This window comes from Clostridium sp. BSD2780061688st1 H5, from assembly GCF_005845155.1.
GTDB lineage: Bacteria > Bacillota > Clostridia > Lachnospirales > Lachnospiraceae > Claveliimonas > Claveliimonas intestinigallinarum.
In genome coordinates this window covers 211734-235851 of sequence record NZ_SPGT01000001.1, presented here as the reverse complement: position 1 = coordinate 235851, position 24118 = coordinate 211734, and the positions used below count along the sequence as shown (strand labels likewise).

The 24118-nt window shown below is 53.3% G+C and carries 22 protein-coding genes; 21 read left to right on the top strand and 1 reads right to left on the bottom strand.

Annotation, left to right across the window (positions count from 1 at the left end; all coding sequences use genetic code 11):
• Positions 1-16: 16 nt before the first annotated feature.
• From FGQ86_RS01115 to rfbC, 5 genes are all read left to right on the top strand, one after another.
• Positions 17-1198, top strand: a complete 1182-nt coding sequence (locus FGQ86_RS01115; RefSeq protein WP_033126475.1) for a methyltransferase domain-containing protein — start codon at positions 17-19, stop codon at positions 1196-1198.
• 141 nt (positions 1199-1339) lie between these two features.
• Positions 1340-2236, top strand: a complete 897-nt coding sequence (gene rfbA, locus FGQ86_RS01110) for a glucose-1-phosphate thymidylyltransferase RfbA (RefSeq protein ID WP_033126476.1) — start codon at positions 1340-1342, stop codon at positions 2234-2236.
• Positions 2237-2295: 59 nt separating this feature from the next.
• Positions 2296-3327 (top strand): dTDP-glucose 4,6-dehydratase, encoded by a 1032-nt coding sequence (gene rfbB, locus FGQ86_RS01105; RefSeq protein ID WP_033126477.1) that lies wholly within the window; start codon positions 2296-2298, stop codon positions 3325-3327.
• The gene (gene rfbD / locus FGQ86_RS01100) at positions 3327-4268 is read left to right on the top strand and encodes a dTDP-4-dehydrorhamnose reductase (RefSeq protein WP_138302749.1); all 942 of its coding nucleotides are present in this window, start codon (positions 3327-3329) and stop codon (positions 4266-4268) included. Before rfbB ends, rfbD begins: the two co-directional genes overlap by 1 nt.
• 14 nt (positions 4269-4282) lie before the next feature.
• The gene (gene rfbC / locus FGQ86_RS01095; protein WP_033126479.1) at positions 4283-4891 is read left to right on the top strand and encodes a dTDP-4-dehydrorhamnose 3,5-epimerase; all 609 of its coding nucleotides are present in this window, start codon (positions 4283-4285) and stop codon (positions 4889-4891) included.
• Positions 4892-4989: 98 nt separating this feature from the next.
• Here the strand turns inward: rfbC and FGQ86_RS01090 are convergent, their stop codons facing one another.
• A complete protein-coding gene (locus FGQ86_RS01090) occupies positions 4990-5970 on the bottom strand; it encodes a glycosyltransferase family 2 protein (RefSeq protein ID WP_138302748.1) in 981 nt (326 codons plus the stop codon).
• 240 nt (positions 5971-6210) lie between these two features.
• Between FGQ86_RS01090 and FGQ86_RS01085 the strand changes: the two genes are divergently transcribed.
• The 16 genes from FGQ86_RS01085 to FGQ86_RS01010 all read left to right on the top strand — a co-directional run bounded on the left by FGQ86_RS01085 (position 6211) and on the right by FGQ86_RS01010 (position 24095).
• Positions 6211-7614: an undecaprenyl-phosphate glucose phosphotransferase gene (locus FGQ86_RS01085; RefSeq protein ID WP_033126481.1), complete on the top strand. Its 1404-nt coding sequence runs from the start codon at positions 6211-6213 to the stop codon at positions 7612-7614.
• Between the two features lie 24 nt (positions 7615-7638).
• On the top strand, positions 7639-8766 hold the full coding sequence (locus tag FGQ86_RS01080; RefSeq protein WP_033126482.1) for an LCP family protein: 1128 nt from the start codon (positions 7639-7641) through the stop codon (positions 8764-8766).
• 5 nt (positions 8767-8771) lie between these two features.
• Positions 8772-10109, top strand: a complete 1338-nt coding sequence (locus tag FGQ86_RS01075; protein ID WP_242842859.1) for an O-antigen polymerase — start codon at positions 8772-8774, stop codon at positions 10107-10109.
• Positions 10088-11002, top strand: a complete 915-nt coding sequence (locus FGQ86_RS01070; protein ID WP_033126483.1) for a glycosyltransferase family 2 protein — start codon at positions 10088-10090, stop codon at positions 11000-11002. Before FGQ86_RS01075 ends, FGQ86_RS01070 begins: the two co-directional genes overlap by 22 nt.
• An 82-nt stretch (positions 11003-11084) precedes the next feature.
• Positions 11085-12500 carry an LCP family protein gene (locus FGQ86_RS01065; protein WP_033126484.1) on the top strand — a complete coding sequence of 472 codons (1416 nt, stop codon included), beginning with the start codon at positions 11085-11087 and terminating at the stop codon, positions 12498-12500.
• 53 nt (positions 12501-12553) lie between these two features.
• Positions 12554-14164, top strand: a complete 1611-nt coding sequence (locus FGQ86_RS01060; RefSeq protein WP_033126485.1) for a cohesin domain-containing protein — start codon at positions 12554-12556, stop codon at positions 14162-14164.
• Positions 14165-14302: 138 nt separating this feature from the next.
• A complete protein-coding gene (gene glmS, locus FGQ86_RS01055; protein WP_033126486.1) occupies positions 14303-16129 on the top strand; it encodes a glutamine--fructose-6-phosphate transaminase (isomerizing) in 1827 nt (608 codons plus the stop codon).
• A gap of 38 nt (positions 16130-16167) precedes the next feature.
• Entirely contained in the window at positions 16168-17271 is a 1104-nt protein-coding gene (gene glf / locus FGQ86_RS01050) for a UDP-galactopyranose mutase (protein WP_347562464.1), read from the top strand.
• Positions 17272-17382: 111 nt separating this feature from the next.
• Positions 17383-18645, top strand: a complete 1263-nt coding sequence (locus tag FGQ86_RS01045) for a trypsin-like peptidase domain-containing protein (RefSeq protein ID WP_138302747.1) — start codon at positions 17383-17385, stop codon at positions 18643-18645.
• A 162-nt stretch (positions 18646-18807) separates the two neighbouring features.
• Entirely contained in the window at positions 18808-20043 is a 1236-nt protein-coding gene (glyA, locus tag FGQ86_RS01040) for a serine hydroxymethyltransferase (RefSeq protein ID WP_033126489.1), read from the top strand.
• 64 nt (positions 20044-20107) lie between these two features.
• Positions 20108-20386, top strand: coding sequence for a metal-sensing transcriptional repressor (locus tag FGQ86_RS01035; protein ID WP_033126514.1), 279 nt, complete (start codon positions 20108-20110; stop codon positions 20384-20386).
• Between the two features lie 152 nt (positions 20387-20538).
• Positions 20539-20868, top strand: a complete 330-nt coding sequence (locus FGQ86_RS01030; protein ID WP_033126490.1) for a spore coat associated protein CotJA — start codon at positions 20539-20541, stop codon at positions 20866-20868.
• The gene (locus FGQ86_RS01025) at positions 20868-21140 is read left to right on the top strand and encodes a spore coat protein CotJB (protein WP_033126491.1); all 273 of its coding nucleotides are present in this window, start codon (positions 20868-20870) and stop codon (positions 21138-21140) included. Before FGQ86_RS01030 ends, FGQ86_RS01025 begins: the two co-directional genes overlap by 1 nt.
• Before the next feature lie 3 nt (positions 21141-21143).
• Positions 21144-21746 (top strand): manganese catalase family protein, encoded by a 603-nt coding sequence (locus FGQ86_RS01020; RefSeq protein WP_033126492.1) that lies wholly within the window; start codon positions 21144-21146, stop codon positions 21744-21746.
• A gap of 144 nt (positions 21747-21890) precedes the next feature.
• Positions 21891-23126, top strand: a complete 1236-nt coding sequence (locus tag FGQ86_RS01015) for a putative peptidoglycan glycosyltransferase FtsW (protein ID WP_242842860.1) — start codon at positions 21891-21893, stop codon at positions 23124-23126.
• 129 nt (positions 23127-23255) lie between these two features.
• Positions 23256-24095 (top strand): DegV family protein, encoded by an 840-nt coding sequence (locus FGQ86_RS01010; RefSeq protein ID WP_033126493.1) that lies wholly within the window; start codon positions 23256-23258, stop codon positions 24093-24095.
• Positions 24096-24118 lie beyond the last annotated feature (23 nt).

Sequence of the window (24118 nt, the reverse complement as noted above, 5' to 3'; positions counted from 1 at the left end):
ATTTGCGGAGCGGGACATGAAGAAACCAGGCTACTATTCATCCGGCGAGTTTGCCCGCATGGCTCAGGTGACCCTGCGGACGATCCGCTACTATGACAAACAGAACATTTTAAAGCCCTCGTATGTGACTGATGCGGGGGCACGTTTTTATACAGACGAGGATTTTGCCAGACTGCAGCAGATCCTCCTTTTGAAGTATCTGGGGTTTTCTCTGGACGATATCCGTGAGATGACCATTGCGGATACGGATTACCACTTTATGCTCAATTCCTTGGACATTCAGAAGAAGCTGGTGCAGGACCGGATCGAGCAGATGCAGCTTGTGGAGCAGGCCATCGAGGACACGACAGCTGCCATCCGGGAGGAGCATGTGGTGGACTGGAGCCGGATGCTGGGGCTGATCCATCTGACGGGCATGGAAAAGAGCTTTAAGAACCAGTATAAGAGCGCCACCAATATCTCAGCCAGGATCAATCTGCACAGCCTTTATTCTCAGAACAGGCAGGGGTGGTTTCCCTGGATCTATGAGAAGCTGCGTGTTGAGAGCGGGATGAAGATACTGGAGCTGGGATGTGGGGACGGTACCCTCTGGACGGAGAACAAGGAGAAACTTCCGGCTGATGTGGCAGTCACGCTCTCTGATGTCTCGGAGGGCATGCTCCGGGATGCCAGGCGCGCTATAGGGACGGAGGATACGAGGTTTGCTTTCAACAGCTTTGACTGTCATCATATTCCCTATGACAATGAGACCTTTGACCTGGTGATCGCGAACCATGTGCTTTTCTACTGCCAGGATATCCCGGCTGTCTGCCGGGAGGTGAAAAGAGTGCTAAGGCCTGGCGGCAGATTCATCTGCAGCACCTACGGGCGGGAGCATATGAAGGAGGTCGGTCAGCTTGTCCAGGAGTTTGACGAAAGGATTGCCCTGTCTGCGGATAAGCTGTATGAGAAGTTTGGCAAGGAGAACGGCAAAGAGCTGCTTGGAGAGAGCTTCGCTGAAGTGGTGTGGCAGCAGTACGGGGACGCCCTTGTGGTCACGGAGCCGGAGCCCCTCATTTCCTATGTGCTCTCCTGCCATGGGAACCAGGGGCAGTACATCGGGGAAAAATACAATGACTTCCGGGCGTTTGTGAAGAAGAAAACCGCCGGGGGATTCAGGATCACAAAGGATGCCGGGATATTTATTTGTGCAAAATAACCAAATTATTACAAAATGTTAAAAAACACTTGAAGGTGACCTAAGGTCACCTTTTATAATGCAATTAAACTAATAAGATACGGCTTATCAGAAATACTATTTACCAGGAATACCAGATGAAGGTACCAAGGAGGTTTTACAATGAAGGGTATTATTTTAGCGGGAGGATCCGGCACAAGGCTCTATCCTCTGACAATGGTCACATCCAAACAGCTTCTGCCGATCTACGACAAGCCGATGATCTACTATCCCATGTCGGTTCTTATGAACGCGGGCATCCGGGACATTCTGATCATCTCCACACCGCAGGATACGCCAAGGTTTAAAGAGCTGTTGGGAGATGGACATCAGTTTGGCGTGCAGCTTTCTTACGAAGTGCAGCCAAGCCCGGACGGACTGGCACAGGCGTTTATCATTGGTGAGAAATTTATTGGCGATGATTGCGTGGCTATGGTGCTGGGGGATAACATTTTTGCGGGCCACGGCCTTAAGAAAAGATTAAAGGCAGCTGTGGAAAATGCGGAGTCCGGCAAGGGCGCCACAGTGTTCGGCTACTATGTGGATGACCCGGAGCGGTTTGGCATTGTGGAGTTCAACCAGGAGGGTAAGGCTGTCTCCATAGAGGAGAAGCCGGAGCATCCCAAGAGCAACTACTGCGTGACCGGCCTTTATTTCTATGACAACAAAGTGGTGGATTACGCGAAAAACCTGAAGCCAAGCGCCAGAGGAGAGCTGGAGATCACAGACCTGAACCGCATTTACCTGGAGGCGGGACAGCTCAATGTGGAGCTTCTTGGACAGGGCTTCACCTGGCTGGACACGGGAACTCATGAGAGCCTGGTGGACGCCACCAATTTTGTCAAGACTATGGAGACTCACCAGCACAGGAAGATTGCCTGCCTGGAGGAGATCGCCTACTTAAACGGATGGATTTCCAAAGAGGACGTGATGGAAGTGTACGAGGTTCTGAAAAAGAACCAGTACGGTCAGTATCTGAAGGACGTGCTGGACGGGAAATACCAGGAAAATCTCTATTGATAATAAAGAGATATAGGAAAATCATCTAACTATTGCCAAGAAAAAGGAGAAGAAACACTATGAATATTATTGTAACCGGCGGAGCTGGATTTATCGGAAGCAACTTTGTATTTCACATGCTGGACAAGTACCCGGACTATCGCATCATCTGTCTGGACTGTCTGACATATGCGGGAAACCTGTCCACTCTGGCTCCTGTCATGGACAATCCCAACTTCCGCTTTGTGAAGGCCAGCATCACGGACCGTGAGGCTGTGTACAAGCTCTTTGAGGAGGAGCATCCGGACATGGTAGTCAACTTTGCGGCTGAGAGCCATGTGGATCGCTCCATCGAGAACCCGGAGGTCTTCCTTGACACCAACATCAAGGGAACAGCTGTGCTCATGGACGCCTGCCGCAAGTACGGCATCAAGAGATACCATCAGGTATCCACAGACGAGGTGTACGGCGACCTGCCTCTGGACAGGCCGGATCTGTTCTTCACAGAGGAGACTCCCATCCACACAAGCAGCCCCTACAGCGCCTCCAAGGCTTCCGCAGACCTTCTTGTGCTGGCCTACCACAGGACATACGGCCTGCCGGTGACCATCAGCCGCTGCTCCAACAACTATGGCCCCTACCATTTCCCGGAGAAGCTGATCCCGCTGATGATCGCCAATGCGCTCAATGACAAACCTCTGCCGGTATACGGGGCAGGGGAGAATGTCAGGGACTGGCTCTACGTGGAGGACCACTGCAAGGCCATCGACCTGATCATCCACAAGGGCCGCGTGGGCGAGGTGTACAACATCGGCGGCCACAATGAGATGAAGAACATTGACATTGTAAAGCTGATCTGCAAGGAGCTGGGCAAGCCGGAGAGCCTCATCGTTCACGTGGAGGACAGAAAGGGCCACGATATGCGCTACGCCATCGACCCCACAAAGATCCACAACGAGCTGGGCTGGCTGCCGGAGACAAAGTTCGCAGACGGCATCAAGAAGACCATCCAGTGGTACCTGGACAACAAGGAGTGGTGGGAGACCATCATTTCCGGAGAGTATCAGAACTATTATGAGAAGATGTATGGAAACAGGGAGGAGATCAAATAATGAAGGTATTTGTGACCGGTGTTGCAGGACAGCTTGGACATGATGTGATGAATGAACTGGCAGGACGGGGATACGAAGGCGTGGGCTCTGACCTGAAGGAGGAGTACAGCGGCATTAAGGACGGCACTCCGGTGGAGATCATGCCCTATGTGCCCATGGATATCACGGATCAGGCCTCTGTGGAGAAGGTGCTCTCAGAGGTGCAGCCGGACGTGGTGGTGCACTGCGCGGCCTGGACGGCAGTAGACCTGGCAGAGGATGAGGATAAAAAGGAGAAGGTCCGGGCCATCAATGTGGACGGCACAAAATACATTGCCCAGATGTGCAAAAAGCTGGACTGCAAGATGATCTATCTTAGCACGGACTACGTCTTTGACGGACAGGGGGAGACGCCCTGGGAGCCGGACTGCAAGGATTACAAACCCTTAAATGTATATGGGGAGACAAAGCTGGCAGGAGAGCTGGCTGTGTCTGAGACGCTGGAGAAATATTTCATCGTCCGCATCGCCTGGGTGTTTGGTAAAAACGGAAAGAATTTCATCAAGACCATGCTGAATGTGGGCAAGACTCACGACACGCTGACGGTAGTGAACGACCAGATCGGGACTCCGACCTACACCTTTGACCTGGCAAGGCTTCTGGTGGATATGCTGGAGACAGAGAAGTATGGCTACTATCACGCCACAAATGAGGGCGGTTACATCAGCTGGTATGATTTCACAAAGGAGATCTTCCGCCAGGCAGTGGAACTGGGACACACAGAGTACAGTGAGGACCGTCTCACGGTGAAGCCGGTGACCACGGCGGAGTACGGCGTGTCCAAGGCGGCCCGTCCCTTCAACAGCAGGCTGGACAAGAGCAAGCTTGTGGAGAACGGATTTACTCCTCTCCCCACATGGCAGGACGCTCTTAATAGATATCTGAGAGAAATCGAGTTTTAAGGAGGCTTACAGCAATGGGACAGATCAAAGTTGAGAAAAATGCAGGCGGCATCCAGGGACTCTGCGTCATCGAGCCGGCAGTGCACGGGGACGCCAGAGGGTATTTCATGGAGACGTACAACCAGAGAGACATGGAGGAGAACGGCCTTGACATGGTCTTTGTGCAGGATAACCAGTCCTGCTCCACAAAGGGCGTCCTGCGGGGACTTCATTTCCAGAAGGAATTCCCTCAGGGCAAGCTGGTGAGAGTCATCAAGGGCTCTGTCTTCGATGTGGCGGTGGATCTTAGGAGCGGCAGCGAGACATACGGCAAGTGGTTCGGCATTGAGCTGACAGAGGAGAATAAGAAGCAGTTCTACATTCCCGAGGGCTTTGCCCACGGCTTCCTGGTTCTCAGCGATGTGGCTGAGTTCTGCTACAAGTGCACGGACTTCTATCATCCGGGAGATGAGGGCGGACTGGCCTGGAACGACCCGGAGATCGGCATTACATGGCCCCAGCTGGAGGGCGAGTACCAGGGAAGCGCTTCCGCGGAGGGGTACCATCTGGCGGACGGTACGGCTCTGAACTTAAGCGACAAGGATCAGAAGTGGGCCGGGCTGAAGGATACGTTCCACTTTTAAAGCCTTTTGTTCGTAAAATATACACAATAGTACACCGGTAAAGTGAAAATGAGACGTAATACTTTTTAAAAGTGTTACGTCTCATTTTAATAATTGTTCTAATTGTGTCCCAGCTTTCTGCTGAACCAGTCCCTTGCGTAGGCGAAGGTATGTGCGATCAGTTCCAGCTCGATGGCCACGTAGTTTCCAAGATGGCGGAGCCGGAAGGGGACTTTTTTCTGCTCTGAGAGAGTCTGGAACCCTTCCTTCAGGCCCTCTCGGTAGTCTCTGCCAAAGCCGATCTTCGCGAAGAAGAGAGATTTGATGAGCCATCCAAGAGCCAGGGGCACAAAGTTGAGGATCAGCTGTGCCAGAGGCATGTTCTTGTAGTTGAGGTACACGCTGTTTCTGGCGGACAGCTTTACCTTGAAGGAGTTGTACTTGGATCCGCTTGTGCCGCTGCCCACATGGTAGACGAGGGCAGTGGGACAGTACATGTTCTTATAGCCGTAAATCTTTGCCCGGTAGCCCACATCAATGTCCTCCAGGTAGGCGAAGTGGGATTCATCAAAGTATCCGATCTTCTCAAAGGCGGAGCGGCGGTAGATGGCGGCTCCGGCACAGGCTGTGAAGATCTCGTCTGCTTCTGTGTAGTTGGACACAGGTCTTCCGGTACCCCGGCAGACGCCCCAGCCCATGAGGGTGTAGAGATCTCCGGCGCTGTCAATGAGCTCCGGGTGGTACATCTGGATCATCTTGCTGCTGACAGAGAAGATCCGTTTGGACTTCCGGATCGCCCGAACCATCTCCTCTACATAGCGGGGATCCACAGTGGTGTCGTTGTTCAGGAGAATGACATAGGGAGTGCGGGAGGCACGTATCCCTTCATTCACCGCCCGGCTGAATCCATAGTTTTTGTCCAGGGCAATACAGCGGATCTCCGGGTAAGTCTCCTTCATATATTCCATGCTCCCGTCGGAGGAAGCGTTGTCTACCACGATGATCTCAAACCCCTTGTATGTCTGCTTGTCCAGTGACTCCAGACAGGGCTTCATGAAATGCTTTCCATTGTAATTTGGAATGACGATCGTAACCTGCATAGTCTATTTCCCCTGCTTCTGATTTTCGAATTATTCATGTTAAATACTTATTGATTATACCAGAGACGGGCGTGAATTGCCAGATGAACTTCATGAATATTTCAAAAGTGTTAAATAAATGTTAAGAAAAAATGTGGAGGGAAGGCTTGTTCAATCACTATATTTAGTGTATGATAAAACAGGATTTGATATCGGTATGTCAAATAATGATAGGTTTTATATAAAATAGAGGAAGTAATCATGATAAAAGATAATCAACGGTTCTGGAACGGACTTCACGTGGTGCTGGACGCCTGTGTCATAGGGCTGTCCTATGTGCTTGCCTGGTATATCCGGTTTAAATTTGGTGTATTTTCACCTTCGCCCTGGTACCTGTCACTGCAGGAGTACTGCCGGGTACTGCTCTTTGTGATCCCGGGCTACCTGATCCTGTACTACATTTTTCAGCTCTATACGCCAAAGAGAGTTCAGGGGCGGCGGCTGGAGATCTGGCATATCACTCAGGCCAACGTGATCGGCCTGATGGGACTGATCCTGATCCTTTATCTTGTGAAGGAGCAGAACTTCTCCCGAAGCATGCTCTTTGTGTTCTTCTGTGTAAATGTGTTTGCGGAGGCGCTGATGCGCAACCTGATCCGGATTCTGCTGCGCAGCATCCGGAAAAAGGGATTGAATCAGAAGCAGATCCTTCTGATCGGGTACAGCCGGGCTGCGGAGGAGTACATTGACAGGGTAGTGGCCAACCCATCCTGGGGCTACACTGTCCGCGGGATCCTGGCGGACAATGTGCCGAGGGGAACCGAGTACAAGGGAATCAGGGTGCTGGGCCGGATCGACAACCTGTCTATTATTCTGCCGGAAAACCGGCTGGACGAGATTGCCATTACCCTTGGCCTGGCGGAGTATCACAAGCTGGCAAAGATTGTAAGCATGTGTGAAAAGTCCGGCGTCCACACGAAGTTTATCCCGGATTACAACAATATTATCCCCACAAAGCCCTACACGGAGGACCTTCTCGGCCTTCCGGTCATTAATATACGTCACGTGCCTCTGAACAACCGGCTCAACGCCTTTATGAAGCGGTGCGTGGATCTTTTCGGAGCCGTGGTGGCGCTGATCCTGTTTTCCCCTGTCATGGCAGTGGTGGCGGTGATCATCAAGGCCACGTCACCGGGACCGCTGATCTTTAAGCAGGAGAGGATTGGCATGAGGAATAAGCCTTTTTATATGTACAAATTCCGCTCCATGGTGGTGCAGGACGCTTCCTCTGAGAAGAAGGCCTGGACAACCCAGAACGATCCCAGGGTGACTCCTATCGGCCGCTTTATCCGGAAGACCAGCATTGACGAGCTGCCCCAGCTTATTAACGTGCTGAAAGGGGATATGAGCCTGGTGGGCCCCCGTCCCGAACGGCCCCAGTTTGTGGAACAGTTTAAGGAGGAAATCCCCAGATACATGGTAAAGCATCAGGTACGCCCGGGCCTGACCGGATGGGCCCAGGTCAACGGCTACAGGGGAGATACATCTATTCGGAAGCGGATCGAGCACGATCTCTACTATATTGAGAACTGGACCCTTGGGTTTGATTTCAAGATTATCATCATGACCTTCTTTAAGGGGTTTGTGAACAAGAACGCCTACTAGACAATGGAAGATACAGGAGATAGAATGAGCAGAAAAAAGAGATTACAGAAGAAGATGACCCGCGAGGAGAGGCGGCAGCTTCGAAGGAAAAAGAGAAGAAAACGGATCATTGTTCTGATCCTTGAGCTGATCATCCTGGCTGTGCTGGGCGTAGTGGCCTATGGAATGTTCAAGCTGGACAAGCTGGACTTTAATATCCTGGACAAGAGCAGGTTGGATGTATATAAGGACACCGGACCTTACACTAATATTGCCCTGTTCGGGCTTGACTCCAGAAACGGAGAGCTGGAGGGAGGCGTCCAGAGTGACACCATCATGATCGCCAGCATCAACAATGAGACCAGCGATGTGAAGCTTGTATCTGTCTACAGAGATACTCTTCTCCAGCAGGCGGACGGTACATATGAGAAAGCCAATTCAGCCTATAACACCGGGGGTGTGGAGGATGCTATCAGCCTTCTGAACCGGAATTTTGACCTGGACATCCAGAATTATGTGAGTGTGAATTTCAATGCCCTTGTGGATGTGATTGATCTTTTAGGAGGACTTGAGATCGATATGACAGCTGAGGAGGCGTTCTGGTGCAATGGCTACGCCTTTGAGACGGCCCAGGTGACCGGGAAAGAGATGACGCAGATCAAAGAGGAGGCCGGGACCCAGCTTTTGGATGGGGTCCATGCGGTGGGCTATGCCCGGATCCGATATACAGACGGAAACGATTTCAAGAGGACAGAGAGACAGCGTATTGTCCTTGAAAAGGTCATGGAGAAGGCGAAGAAAGCCAGCTTTTCTACGTTGAACAAGATTGTAGATGAAGTTTTCCCGCAGATATCGACCAGCTTTTCGTCCGCGGATTTACTTGGCTTTGCAGCCAATGCGCTGAATTACAATATCGTAGATACGTCAGGCTTCCCGTTCGATGTGACAACATCGGAAAATGTGCGGAACCACAGCGGCTCCTATGTTGTGCCTATCGATTTCTCATCCAATGTCAGCCGCCTGCATGAATTTCTCTTTGGGGAGGAAGACTATACGCCATCAGAGACTGTACAGCAGATTGACAATGATATTATATACCTCACAGGAGTAGATGAGAGCACGACCGCAATGCAGTCAGACTTTACGGAGTCAGAAGATACAGGAGACGAGTAGGAAGCATGAGAGAGAATGGAACGATGTTTCGCAATTTTATAGCGGAGGCAGTGCTGTGTGCAGTGATCTATTTTGGCAGCTTTCTTGCCTCCAGGGGGGGAGTGCATATACTGAGCTCCCTTCTTCTTGTTTTCTATGCCCTGGGCGTTTATATCTGCCGTTTCAGGGAGAGCGGGAATCTGGTGGACATGAAGGGACTGTTTGCCCTGGCCTGGGTAGGAGGGCAGGGAATCGCCTGCCTGCAGCTCAGCCATCTCCAGACAGACTGGAGCGTCTGGACCTGGCTTACCTTTTTCCTGGCTTACATTGGCTTCTGCGCCGGATATATGCGGAGGCAGTCCATGCCGGAGCATGTAGCGCTGGCAAAAGACGGGGTGAGGGCAGGAAGGCTGTTACTCTGTGCCTGCGGGCTGGCTGTTGCCTCCTGGGTCTGCTTTCTGATCGAGTTCCTGGCTGTGGGCTTCATCCCTCTCTTTTCGGATAAGCCCCATGCCTATTCCTATTTCCATGTTTCCGGGGTGCACTATTTTACCATCAGCTGTATTCTGATCCCGGCGATCACTGTCCTCTACTGGAAGGTGAAGGAGAAGAGGAGCAGGAGAGACTATGTACTGCTGGGGATAGCGAACATAACGGCAGTGGCGGTGCCGGTGCTGTGTGTATCCAGGTTTCAGCTGCTGTTTGCGGTGGGGTTTGCCGTGGTGGTCTATATACTCACGAACCGGCATCTGAACTGGAAGGTGCTGGTGCTCCTGCTGGTCATCATGGTTCCCGTCTATGTGGGGCTCACTGTGGCAAGGAACCACGACGTGGAATACCTGAACGGCATCTTTGATATGAAGAACAGCAGCACACCCATCTTCATCACGCAGCCCTATATCTATGTAGCCAACAATTTTGAGAACTTTAACTGTCTTGTGGAGCAGATCGCAGAGCACACCTATGGGGTGCGGATGCTGTTCCCGGTGTTCGCTCTGACAGGTCTGAAATTTATTTTTCCGGAGCTGACAGCAAGTCCTATCTATATTACCAAGCCGGAGCTGACGACTCTGACCATGTTCTACGATGCCTACTATGATTTCGGGATAGTGGGAGTGCTTCTCCTGGCGCTGATCATTGGTTTTGCTGCCAGGAAGCTGACAGTCTGGATCCATAAGGGCGGCAACCCGGTGGCTTATCTTTTTTACGGGCAGATTGCGATCTATCTGGGGCTGGCATTTTTTACCACCTGGTTCAGCAATCCCACCACCTGGTTCTGGCTTGCTCTTACTACGGTGATGTATCTCTTTGTAGGATATCAGAAAAAGGAGGAAGATGGCAGATGGCGGAAAGGATTGAAGTGATCATACCGGTTTACAGGCCGGGAAGGGAGTTTGAAAAGCTGATTCTCAGGCTGAAGAAGCAGACCCGGCTGCCGGACGGGATCCATGTGATCAACACGATATCAGATCATTTCCCGGCAAGGTTCTGCATGGAACAGGGAATTCGGGTGACGCACATTGAAAAAGAGCAGTTTGACCATGGCGGTACCAGGGACATGGGGATCCGGCAGTCAGATGCGGATATTATCGTCTTCATGACTCAGGATGCGGTACCCTATGACAAGTATTTGATCGAGAATCTGATAAAGCCCTTTGAGAGGGACGATGTGGGAGTGACGTATGCCCGGCAGCTTCCCGGGAAGGACTGCCATGTCATTGAGAGATACACCAGATCCTTTAACTATCCGGAGAAGTCCAGACTGAAAGGAAAGGAGGATCTGCCGGTTCTTGGGATCAAGACCTTCTTCTGTTCAGATGTGTGTGCGGCCTACAGCAAAAAGGCCTACGAGGAGACAGGCGGATTTGAAAAGAAGACTATTTTCAACGAAGATATGATCCTGGCAGGCCACATGATTGAAAAGGGATACAAGATCGCCTATGCGGCGGAGGCCAGGGTAATCCACTCCCACAATTATACAGGAGTCCAGCAGTTCCACAGAAATTTTGATCTGGCTGTCTCCCAGGCGGATCACCCGGAGGTGTTCGCGGGGATCGCCTCGGAGAGCGAGGGGATCCGCCTCGTGAAGAATACGGCAAAATATCTGCTGAGAGAGAAGAAGGGATGGCTGATCCCGAAGCTGGTGTGGCAGAGCGGCTGTAAGTATCTGGGATACCGACTGGGGCGCAGCTACAGGAAGCTCCCTTTCTGGCTTATAAAAAAATGTACGATGAGCCAGAGTTATTGGGAAAAATAATTGCAGTTTTTGAGAAAATCATGTATAGTATAGAATGATATGTTCGGAAATCATGTAGTTTTTTAGCGAAAGGATTTTAGTAATGGCAAAAGAAAGAAAGCATTACCGGCGCGGACGCAGAAAGAAAAACCGAGGATTTGCTTCCTGGTCTCTCGGGAAGAAGATCGCCTCCATTGTGGGGGGCACCTTCCTGATCGTGGCGGCGGCGGGGGCAGTGCTGCTGGCCAGCAAACTGGCAAAGATCGATACAGTGGAGCTGGACGCGGATAAGTTGAATATCTCTAAGGAGGCCAGAGAGAGGGGGACGGGATATCTCAACGTTGCCCTTTTTGGCGTTGACTCCAGAGACAATGAATTAGGGGAGGGGACCAGGAGCGATACGATCATGATCGCCAGCCTCAACCGCGAGACATTGGAAGTAAAGATATCATCGGTGTATCGTGATACTCTCCTGCAGCAGAGTGATGGAACGCTGAACAAGGCCAATGCGGCCTATGCTTATGGAGGTCCTGAGGGGGCCGTTGCTATGCTCAATGAGAATCTGGATATGGATATTGAACACTATGTGACGGTGAATTTTAATGCGCTGATTGATGTGATCGATGCCGTTGGCGGTGTGGAGATCGATGTCCAGCAAGAGGAGATTAGTTATATTAACGGCTATGCGACTGAGATTATTAAGGTGACGGGAAAGGACTCTATGGGAGTAATGGAACCGGGGCTTCAGACTTTAAATGGTGTGCAGGCAACAGCCTATTCCCGTATTCGTTATACGGCCGGTGATGACTTTAAGCGTGCTGAGAGGCAGAGAGAGGTGCTGACAAAAGTTATTGAAAAGCTGCAGGGAGCAAGCCTCTCCCAGATCAATAAGATCATAGATAAGGTATTCCCGGAGGTGTCTACAAACTTTACCCTCACAGAAATTCTTGATTATGCGCTGGATGCTTTCGACTATAAGCTGGGGGAGACGACGGGATTTCCCTTTGATAAATCGACGGATACGCTGAATAATATAGGCAGTGTAGTTATTCCTGTGACGTTGGAGAGCAATGTACAGCAGCTTCATGAGTTTTTCTTTGGAACAGAAGATGGATATACACCTTCTTCAACGGTGTCCACCATCAGTGGAAACATTGTGGCCAAGGCCGGCGATAGGCAGGCAGACACGGATGAGGACAGTCAGGCCATCATGGAACAGCCGGATGATTCCTATTACGACTATGACTATGAAAGCAGTTCCGGAAGCTCCAGCGGCAGTGGAAGCTCCGGCAGCGGTGGATCAGGATGGACTGGCGGCAGCGGCGGATCGGGATGGACCGGGGACAGCGGTGATGTCAGCGGCGGCAGCGGAAGCGGCGGCGAAGTCAGCGGCGGTTCTGGCGGCAGCGGAGATGGAGGAGCAGAGACTGGGGGCTCATCCGGTGGAGAGAGCTCCTCGGGCGGCGAAGTCAGCGGCGGCTCTGACGGCAGTGGCGGTGACGCAGTATCCGGATATTAGAAATGCTGATGGGCTGAATGATTGAAATATTACGAATAAAGAGGAAAAGAACAATGAAAAGATTGAGAAAAGCATTAATGGCATTGATGGCGGTGTGTATGCTGGTTTCAGGTTTTTCCTTTTCTGCATACGCATCCTCGGGGCAGCTCCGCTTTTCTGACCCCTCCACGACTGTGGGGGCGGAGGTGGAAGTGACAGCTACCTTTACCGGTACAGTGGCGGTGCAGTCAGCAGAGGCGACCCTCACCTATGACACATCCATGCTCCGGTTTGTGGAGGGAAGTCAGGTGACGGACAACAACGGCACCCTGTCCCTGAGCGGTGCGGGAGACGGAACCTCCACACAGCTGAACTTTACGATGACCTTCCAGGCCCTCAAGGAGGGTACAACGGTGATCGAGATTTCCTCTGCTTCTGGTACAGATGTCGATGGAGATGATATTGATGTTACAAGAGGTCAGTCTACGATCACCATCGGACCTGGGGATCCCTCCCTGATTCAGGACACTGCAGCGGCGTCGGCCAACGGGCCTTCGGTGGAGGTGAACGGGACATCCTATGTGGTTTCCGGAGATTTCTCCGACGCCATCATACCCGGAGGCTTTGAACGCTCTGAGATGCAGTTTGAGGGACAGACCTGTACAGTAGTCACACAAGCTGCCAGCGGCGCGACGGCTATGTACCTTGTGCCGGCTGCCGGAGGGGATGGAGACTTTTTCCTCTACAACACGAATGATGGAACCTTTTCTCCCTTTGAGGAGATCGAACTCTCCACGGACCGGTATCTGATCCTTCTGCAGAACGACGGTTCAGTGGATATCCCGGGAGGATACCAGGAGACTACGCTCACCTTGAACGGCAAGGAGTTCCCGGCATGGCAGAACACCAACAACACAGAGTACTATCTGGTGTACGGCCTGAACAGTGACGGAAACAGCGTGCTCTATCAGTATGACACAGCGGATGGCACCTATCAGAGATATGTGCGCCCTCTGTCCATCTCCACAGATGATTCCGGAGAGGCGGACGGGATACTGGGATCAATCCTTCAGTTTATCCAGGACAATCTGCGCTGGGTAATGGTTGCCGCCTGCGTGCTGTTTGTGCTTGTGGTGATCATCCTGATTGTGGCTCTTGTAAAGCTGCATCACCGCAACCTGGAGCTGGACGACCTCTATGACGAGTACGGCATTGACCTGGAGGAGGAGCCGGAGGAAGTGCCGGACAAGAAAAAGAAAGATAAGAAGGCCAATAAGAAGTCGAAGAAGCAGGACAAGCTGGCCCTGGACGAGGACTCTGAGCTTGATGATGACTTTGAGGACTACGAGGACGAGGACTTTGAGGACGGCTTTGACAGCGACTATGAAGATGAATACGATCTGGATGGCGATGATGATAATGATGACAGCTATGATGAGGAAGACGACTACGATGAGGACTATGAGGAGGATTACGACGCCTTTGTAAGAGGTGCAAAGCGATCTTACGACGATGCGCCCCGCCGCAGCCGCCGCTCAGGTGACGAGGAGGACATTGACGATCTGGATGAGCTTCTGAACGCGCGGGTGAGAGAGCCGGCGAAGAGACCGAAGAAGGAGTCCCAGAGACGCAGCCATGCGGAGGCGGACGATACCTTCAAGATGGATATCATTGATCTGGATTAACAGCTTTCGGTAAAAAAGGAGAATGTGGGAAACTGCATTCTCCTTTTTCTTTACACATGGACGTATTTTTGATACAATACAGCTTGATAATGCAAAAAAAACGGATATATGTACAAATTTAAGTGAGGAGAAAAGATTATGTGTGGAATAGTTGGGTATATTGGAGATCAGCAGGCAGCGCCTATCTTGTTGGATGGGCTGGAGAAGCTGGAGTACAGAGGATACGATTCGGCCGGTATTGCGGTCTATGACGGTGAGAAGATTAACGTGATGAAGGCGCAGGGAAGGCTGAAGGTGTTGAGAGAGCTGAGCCACGATGGAGAGCTGCTTCCCGGGACTCTGGGGATCGGGCACACCAGATGGGCTACCCACGGAGCCCCCTCTGACAGGAACGCGCATCCCCATTTCAACCAGGACAGGACTATTGCAGTGGTGCACAACGGCATCATCGAGAACTACCTCAAGCTGAAGAAAAAGCTGGAGAAGAAGGGCTATAATTTTGTCTCTGAGACGGACACAGAGATCATCGCCCAGCTGCTGGACTACTACTATGACGGAAATCCGCTGCGGGCTATCACGAAGGTGATGCACCGGATGGAGGGCTCCTACGCCCTGGGGATTATTTTCAGCGACCATCCGGATGAGCTCTACGCGGTCCGCAAGGACAGCCCGCTCATTGTGGGCCACACCAAAGGTGGCAGCATCATTGCCTCCGATGTGCCGGCAGTGCTGAAGTACACAAGAGATGTGGTTTTCATAGAGAACGAGGAGATTGTCCGCATGACAGAGGACCAGATGGAATTCTTCAATGTGGATGAGGAGGCCATTGAGAAGGAGACAGTCCACATCGACTGGGATGTCAACGCGGCGGAAAAGGGCGGATATGAGCACTTCATGCTGAAGGAGATGTATGAGCAGCCAAAGGCTATCACGGACACCTTCTCCCCCAGGCTGAAGGACGGGAAGATTGTCATCGAGGAGCTGGGGCTGAGCGACGAGGATATCAGGGCCATCCGTAAGATCATGATCGTGGCCTGCGGCTCCGCCTACCATACGGGCATGACCAGCAAGTACGTGTTTGAGGGGCTGACCAGAATTCCCGTGGAGGTGGATCTGGCTTCCGAGTTCCGCTACAGGGATCCCATTCTGGAGGAAGGAACCCTTCTGATCGTGGTCAGCCAGTCCGGGGAGACGGCGGACACACTGGCGGCCCTGCGGGAGGCAAAATCCAAGGGCGTGCGGGTGCTTGGCATTGTAAATGTAGTGGGAAGCTCCATTGCCAGAGAGGCGGACAATGTGATGTACACCTGGGCCGGCCCGGAGATCGCCGTGGCCACCACAAAAGCCTACTCGGCCCAGCTCATTGCTCTCTATCTGCTGGCTATGAAGTTTGCCCATGTGAGGGGCAAACTGTCTGACGAGGGACTGGCCGGGATGATCGAGGAGATGAAGGAGCTGCCCGCCCAGGTGGAGATGATGCTGAACAACCAGAACAAGATACAGAAATTCGCCAACCGCTATCTGGCGGCCAGGAGCATTTTCTTCATCGGGAGAGGGATCGACTATGCCATTTCTCTGGAGGGCTCTCTGAAGCTGAAGGAGGTATCCTACATCCACTCCGAGGCCTACGCGGCTGGTGAGCTGAAGCACGGGACCATCTCGCTTATTGAGGAGGGAACCCTGGTGTGCGCGGTGCTGACTCAGGAGGAGCTCTACAAGAAGACTATCAGCAACATGGTGGAGGTCAGGACGAGGGGAGCCTTTGTCATGGCGATCACCAATGTGGACAATACAGAGGTGGAGAAGGCGGCGGACTACGTTGTCTACATCCCGAAGACGAACAAGTATTTCACTAATTCACTGGCCATCATCCCGCTGCAGCTCTTTGGCTACTACGTGGCTGTGGGCAGGGGATGCGATGTGGATAAGCCGAGAAACCTTGCCAAATCCGTCACAGTAGAGTAAGATATCAGCAGTACGAAAGAAAGTGGAAGAGGAATTTGCTGATGAAATACGATTATCTTATAGTGGGAGCCGGCCTTTTTGGCGCGGTGTTTGCCAGGGAGGCCATGGACAGGGGAAAGACCTGCCTTGTGCTGGACAGAAGGGACCACATTGGGGGAAATATTTACACAGAAGAGATAGAGGGCATCCAGGTACACCGGTACGGGGCCCACATTTTCCATACCTCGGACAGGAGAGTCTGGGATTACATCAACCGGTACGCGGAGTTTAACAACTATATCAACTCTCCGGTGGCTGTGTACAGGGATGAGCTGTACAATCTCCCCTTTAACATGAACACCTTCAGCCGGATGTGGAACATCCGCACGCCCCGGGAGGCTAAGGAGATCATCGAGGGGCAGATCGCGGATCTGCATATCGAGGAGCCGGGGAACCTGGAGGAGCAGGCACTCTCCCTTGTGGGGCGGGATGTGTACGAGAAGCTGGTGAAGGGCTACACGGAGAAGCAGTGGGGAAGAGACTGCAAGGATCTGCCCGCCTTTATCATCCGCAGGCTGCCCCTGCGCTTCACCTATGACAACAATTATTTCAATGACAGGTATCAGGGCATCCCCATCGGCGGCTATACCAGTATCGTCCGGAAGCTCCTTAAGGGGGCGGATGTTCGGACGGGCGTGGACTACCTGAAGGAGAGAGAGGCCTATGAGGGCGCCGCTGGGAGGATCGTTTTCACCGGCATGATCGATGAGTACTACGGCTACAGGCTGGGACCTCTGGAGTACAGGAGCGTCCGGTTCGAGACAGAGGTGCTGGACTGTGACAACTACCAGGGGAACGCGGTGGTCAACTACACGGACAGGGAGGTGCCCTGGACCAGGATCATCGAGCATAAGCATTTTGAGTTCGGAACCCAGGAAAAGACCGTGATCTCCCGGGAGTATTCCTCTGAGTGGAAGGTGGGGGATGAGCCCTACTACCCGGTTAATGACGAAAAGAACTCCCACCTCTATGAGGAGTACGCCGCCCTGGCAGCGGAGGAGAAAAACGTGATCTTCGGCGGCAGGCTGGGAGCCTACCGGTATTACGACATGGACAAGGTGATCGCCAGTGCCCTGGAGCTTGCGAAAAAAGAACTGGCATAAAAGGCTGCAGACGAGTTTTAACATTATTTAATCAATTCATCACAGTTTAAACACAATTATACGTTAGACTACAGTCATAGAAAGCATGAGATTATGAAAGGAGTCTGCACTATGGATAATCAGTACAACTACTACAATCCGGGGCCGGATGATCAGAATATATTTAACGGGCAGCAGACAGAGAAGCCGCCGAAGAAAAAGAGGGGCGGCAGCTCGAAGAGATGGCTGTCCATCGTCAGCGGAGGACTCGTGTTTGGCCTTGTGGCCTGCGCGGCCTTCCGGGCGGGGAACATCATTGTGGACCGGGCTGTCGGAGAGGACACAAAGGAGGTGCGCCAGACATCCACGGCGACTCAGCTGAACCAGACCTCCAGCACAGTGACCTCCGACGTGTCCGACATTGTGGAGCAGGCTATGCCCTCCATTGTGTCCATCACTAATATGAGTATTCAGGAGGTTCAGAGCTTCTTTGGACAGACCCAGGAGCAGGAGAGCGAGAGCCTCGGCTCCGGCATCATCGTTCAGCAGTCTGACACAGAGCTTCTGATCGCCACTAACAATCATGTGGTGGAGGGAGCGGACACCCTGACTGTCACATTTGTGGATGATGAAAATGTGGAGGCCAATATAAAGGGAACAGACCCCTCCAAGGATCTGGCTATCGTGGCCGTTCCCCTGGAGTCCATCAAGGACTCCACCATGGACGCCATCGCCATTGCCACTCTCGGTGACTCCAATGAGGTGCAGGTGGGCGAGCCGGCTATTGCCATCGGCAATGCCCTGGGCTACGGACAGTCCGTGACAACGGGCATTGTCTCAGCCACAAACCGGCAGATCGACATGGATGGATTTGACAGTGAGCTCATCCAGACAGACGCGGCCATCAACCCGGGCAACAGCGGCGGGGTCCTGCTCAACGCCAACGGGGCGGTCATCGGCATCAACACGGCCAAGATCAGCTCCAGCGTGGCGGAGGGGATGGGCTATGCCATTCCCATCTCAGACGCCAGCGAAGTGCTGACTAATCTGATGAACCGGGAGACCAGAACCAGAGTCTCTGACGAGGAGAGAGGCTATCTGGGTATCACAGGCCAGGATGTCTCCTCTGACATCGGCGAGGCTTACAATATGCCAACAGGCGTGTACATCTCTGAGGTGACAAAGGGAGGCGGCGCCGAACAGGCAGGACTTGCCAGGGGAACCATCATCACTGGCATGGAGGGCGTTACCATAGACAGCATGGAGACGCTGCAGGATCAGCTCTCCTACTATGCGGTGGGCGAGACTGTGGAGCTGACTGTCCAGGTTCCCGCAAGCGGTGGGGAATATCAGGAGCAGACCGTCTCCGTGACTTTGGGACCCAATCCCAACTAAGCAGACAGGGCTTACAAAAAGGGCACGCAAAGGAGTGTGGCAGAAAGTGGCGCCATACTCCTTTTTTTGCCCGGGGATGTATGATATAATATGAGCATCGTGGTTGCGATGCCTGCTAAAACATAACAGACAGCGATAGACTAGCTACAAGGAGGAGAGAAAATGTACAGTTTTGAGGAGATCCAGAAGACAGACAGCGAGGTGGCAGAGGCAATCCGGCATGAGATGGAGAGACAGAACTCCCATATCGAGCTGATTGCCTCCGAGAACTGGGTGAGCAAGGCGGTTATGGCTGCCATGGGAAGCCCGCTGACCAATAAATACGCGGAAGGCTATCCGGGAAGGCGCTACTACGGCGGCTGCGAGTACGTGGACGTGGTGGAGAACCTGGCCCGGGAGAGGGCAAAGGAGCTGTTTGGCTGTGAGTATGTCAATGTGCAGCCCCACTCCGGCGCACAGGCGAACATGGCCGTATTTTTCGCCATGTTAAAGCCCGGTGACAAGATCCTGGGCATGAACCTGGATCACGGCGGACACCTGACCCACGGCTCACCGGTGAACTTTTCCGGCAGCTATTTTGTGACATCCTTCTACGGCGTGAATGATGAGGGATTTATCGATTACGATGAGGTCCGCAGGATTGCTCTGGAGGAGAAGCCCAAAATGATCATCGCGGGAGCCAGCGCCTACGCCAGAAGGATTGACTTTAAGAAATTCCGGGAGATTGCGGATGAGGCGGGAGCTTACCTCATGGTGGATATGGCCCACATCGCCGGACTGGTGGCGGCGGGACTCCACGAGAGCCCCATCCCCTATGCGGATGTGGTGACTACCACCACCCACAAGACGCTGCGGGGACCCAGAGGCGGTATGATCCTCTCCAGCCAGGAGGCGGCAGATAAGTTCAAGTTCAACAAGGCAGTGTTCCCGGGCATCCAGGGAGGCCCCCTGGAGCATGTGATCGCCGGGAAGGCGGTCTGCTTCAAGGAAGCGCTGCAGCCGGAGTTCAAGGAATACCAGAAGCAGATTGTGAAGAACGCGAAGGCCCTGTCCGAGGCTCTCATGGCAAAGGGAATGAAGCTGGTGTCCGGAGGAACGGATAACCACCTGATGCTCATGGATCTGAGCGGAGAGGACGTGACCGGAAAAGAGCTGGAGAAGCGTCTGGACCAGGCGGGCATCACATGCAACAAGAACACCATTCCAAATGATCCCCGTTCCCCCATGGTCACAAGCGGCATCCGACTCGGCACGCCGGCTGTCACCACCAGGGGTATGAAGGAGGACGATATGGAGCAGATCGCTGAGGCGATCAGGCTTGTACTTGCAGGCGAGGAGAATATTGAGAAGGCCAGGGAGATCGTGGCCGGCCTTACGAAGAAGTATCCTCTGATCTGACCCGGTCCGGCATCAGGAGATGCCGGTACATGGCCGGGCAGCGGTGACGAAAGGAAAGACAGACATGAAGACAAAGCACAGAGATGACGAAGAGCTGAGGAAACTGATGAACCGGCTGAACAGAGTGGAGGGACAGGTGCGGGGCGTCAAGAAGATGCTGGAGGAGGAGCAGTACTGTGTGGATATCCTCACCCAGGTGTCTGCCATACAGGCGGCTCTGAATGCGTTCAACAAGGAGCTTTTATCCAGCCATATCCACTCCTGCGTGGTGGAGGAGATCCAGAAGGGAAATACGGAGGTGGTGGATGAGCTCTGCGAGTCCATCAAAAAGCTGATGAAATAATTCTGATATAATTTTTGCGAAAACAGAATGAAGAGCCATAAAAAGAGGAGCTTTGTCCGGGGGCGCGCCTGCCGGGGGGCTCCTCTTTTGTCACATTTTCCCGGCCCTTCCATAAAATAATAGTGCAGATTGTAATGGAAGGAGTAAATGACATGCCGAATTACCGTTATCAGACACAGGACTGTCAGAGCCGGCAGGGACGGAGCTGTCCGAACCAGGGCATGTACCGGGGAGCGCAGCAAAGCGGCAGGCAGCAGGCGCAGCAGGACGCGCGGCAGCGCGGGAATATGCAGCAGTCGGCCATGGGGCGGGCCCATGCGTGCGGAAGAGACGCCCGGCAGCTCTCTGACCTGCCTGTCGCTATGGCCTATGTGCCGTGGCAGGAGTGGTATGGAATATTTGACCTGGAAAAAGGCTTTTGCTGCGGGACGATCTTTGAGGAGCTGAACAAACCATTTACCGGAGCAGGAGGGAGACGCTGATGGCAGACAACAGACCGTGCAGGAGAGACCTGCTTCACTGGATCAATGTGATCAGTTTTGCGGTGAATGACACCACCCTTTTTCTGGACACTCATCCTGATGACAGGGAGGCGCTGGCCTTTTTTGACGAGTGCCAGGAAAAGAGAAACCGGGCTCTGAAGGAATATGCCAAATATTACGGGCCCCTCACCATCGATACGGCGGACGCCTCCGAGACGGACAGGTGGAACTGGACAGGTGAACCGTGGCCATGGCAGGAAGGAGGATGCTGATCTATGTGGAATTATGAGAAGAGACTGCAGTACCCGGTGAAGATCACCCAGACCAACCCGAAGCTGGCCCAGGTGATCATCAGCCAGTTCGGAGGCCCGGACGGCGAGCTGGCCGCCTCCATGCGCTATCTGTCACAGAGATACACCATGCCCTACAGGGAAGTGACAGGGACGCTGACGGATATCGGGACGGAGGAACTGGCCCACATGGAGATGATCTGTGCCATCGTCTACCAGCTCACGAAAAATCTGTCCCCGGAGGAGATCGAACGGTCCGGATTTGACAAATACTATGTGGATCATACGCTGGCCCTGTGGCCTCAGTCCGCCGGCGGCGTGCCCTGGAGCGCCACGGTGTTCCAGTCCAAGGGGGATCCCATCACGGATCTGCACGAGGACATGGCGGCAGAGCAGAAGGCAAGGACCACCTACGACAACATTCTCCGGCTTGTGAAGGACCCGGAGGTGGCTGATCCCATCCGGTTCCTGCGGGAGCGGGAGATTGTCCACTACCAGCGCTTTGGCGAGAGCCTGCGCATTGTCCAGGACCATCTGGACAGCCGCAACTTCTACGCCTTCAACCCGGCCTTTGACCTGGGAAAATAGAAGAGAAGGAGCATAGAAGCCTTCAGCCCGGACGGGAGGAGCCTCTGCGGGGCGCCCTCCTGTTCCGGGCTTGTTTTTATCCCCGGTTGCCGTTATAATATATGCGTCGGTGTAGACTGGCACAATGATTGGAGTGTAAATGTAATGGACAACAGAAACAGCAAGGTCAGGCAGATGCCTGACAGCAGCAGGGGAAACAGCCGCCCGGGGGAAGCCTCCGCCAGATCGGAGAAGGTGCGGGCGAGAGTGAAAAGCAGTATACGGTACTTTGATTACAGTCTGGTGGCCTCCATGGTCTTTCTGATCTGCTTTGGGCTGGTCATGCTCTACAGCGCCAGCGCCTATGCGGCCCAGGTGGACTACGGGGACAGCATGTACTATTTTAAGAGGCAGATCCTCTTCTGCCTGGCAGGCGCGTTGGGCGCCTATCTGGTTTCGCTGATCGACTATCATATCTGGTCCAGGCTGGCGAAGAAGATTTTCTTCCTATCCCTGATCGTTATGGCCCTCGTGCAGACGCCTTTGGGGAAAGAGGTGAACGGCGCCAGACGGTGGATTAAGCTGCCCCTGGGCCAGCAGCTGCAGCCCTCGGAGCTTGCCAAGATCGCGGTCATCCTCTTTATCCCCGTGGTGATCTGCCAGGTAGGAAAGCAGATCAATACGCTGGCGGGGATTGTGAGAGTGCTCTGCTGGGGAGCTCTGTCGGCAGCCTGCGTCTTTTTCCTGACGGAGAACTTAAGTACAGCCATCATCGTGTTCGGCATTTCTTTTCTGATGGTCTTTATCGTCCATCCGAAGAAAGCCATGTTCATTGTGCCCGTTGTGGCGGGGGTGGCGGCGGTGCTCCTTATACCCGTGATCCTGGGGCCTCTCGTGGAGGCTGGGGATTTTTCCGGGAACTTCCGCCTGGGAAGACTGCTCGTGTGGCTGGATCCGGAGCGGTACTCCTCCGGTATCGGCTACCAGGTGGTGCAGGGGCTCTACGCGGTGGGCTCCGGCGGCTTCTTTGGAAAGGGGCTGGGAAACAGTGCCCAGAAGCAGTTTATCCCTGAGGTGCAGAATGATATGATCCTGTCGGTTATCTGCGAGGAGCTGGGAGTGTTCGGGGCCATCATGGTGCTCCTCCTCTTTGGACTCCTTCTGTATCGCCTGATGGTGATTGCCCAGAACGCGCCGGATATGTACGGCGCCCTTGTGGCCAGCGGCATCTTCTGTCATATTGCTCTCCAGGTGATCCTGAACGTGGCAGTGGTGATCAATCTGATCCCCAACACGGGCATTACGCTGCCCTTCATCAGCTACGGAGGCACGTCGATCCTCTTTCTCATGGCGGAGATGGGACTGGCCCTTGGAATATCCAGGCAGATCAGGATGGGATGATTGCCGAAAGTCATTGCCGGGAGGATTTGATAAAACCCTTTTCAAGCGCGCGTTATTGTGCTATGATGTATAAAGTGGTTTTTGATACTATGTATAATAGCAATGGATAACGCGGAGGATTGATCGGAAATGAGTTATAAGATTATTGTGGACAGCTGCGGAGAGCTTACGGAGGAGATGAAGCGCTGCGGGCATTTCGAGACGGCTTCATTGAGCATTGATATTGATGAGCATCACATCGTGGACGATGAGACATTTGACCAGAAGAGGTTCCTGGCCCTCATCGCCCAGAGCCCTAATTCGCCCAAGTCCTCCTGTCCCTCGCCGGAGACCTACATGGAGGGATATCACTGCGAGGCTGAGCACGTCTACGCGGTGACTCTGTCAGCTGAGCTCAGCGGCTCCTACAACAGCGCTGTGCTGGGGAAAAATCTGTACCACGAGGAGTACGGAGAGAAGGATATCTATGTCTTTAACTCCCGGTCCGCCTCCATCGGAGAGACGCTGATCGCCCTGAAGATCCAGGAGTGCGAGGAGGCCGGCATGGAGTTTGAAGAGGTGGTCCGCACAGTGGAGGCCTACATTGAGGGACAGCACACCTACTTTGTGCTGGAGACGCTGGAGACGCTCCGCAAGAACGGCCGGCTGAAGGGCATCAAATCTCTGATGGCCTCCGCCCTGAATATCAAGCCAGTCATGGGCTCCACCCCCCAGGGGACCATCTGTCAGCTGGGGCAGGCCAGAGGCATCAGGAAGGCTCTGGAGAAAATGATCGACGAGATCGTCCGGGGTGTGAAAAAGCCGGAGGAGAAGGTGCTGGCCATCAGCCACTGCAACTGCCCTGAGCGGGCCAAGAAGGTGAAGGAGCTGCTCCTTGAAAGGATACGGCCCAAGGATGTAATCGTGCTGGATACGGCTGGGATCAGCAGTATGTACGCGGCCGACGGAGGCATAATCGTGGTTGTATAATCCGGGCTTTTATGGTAAAATAG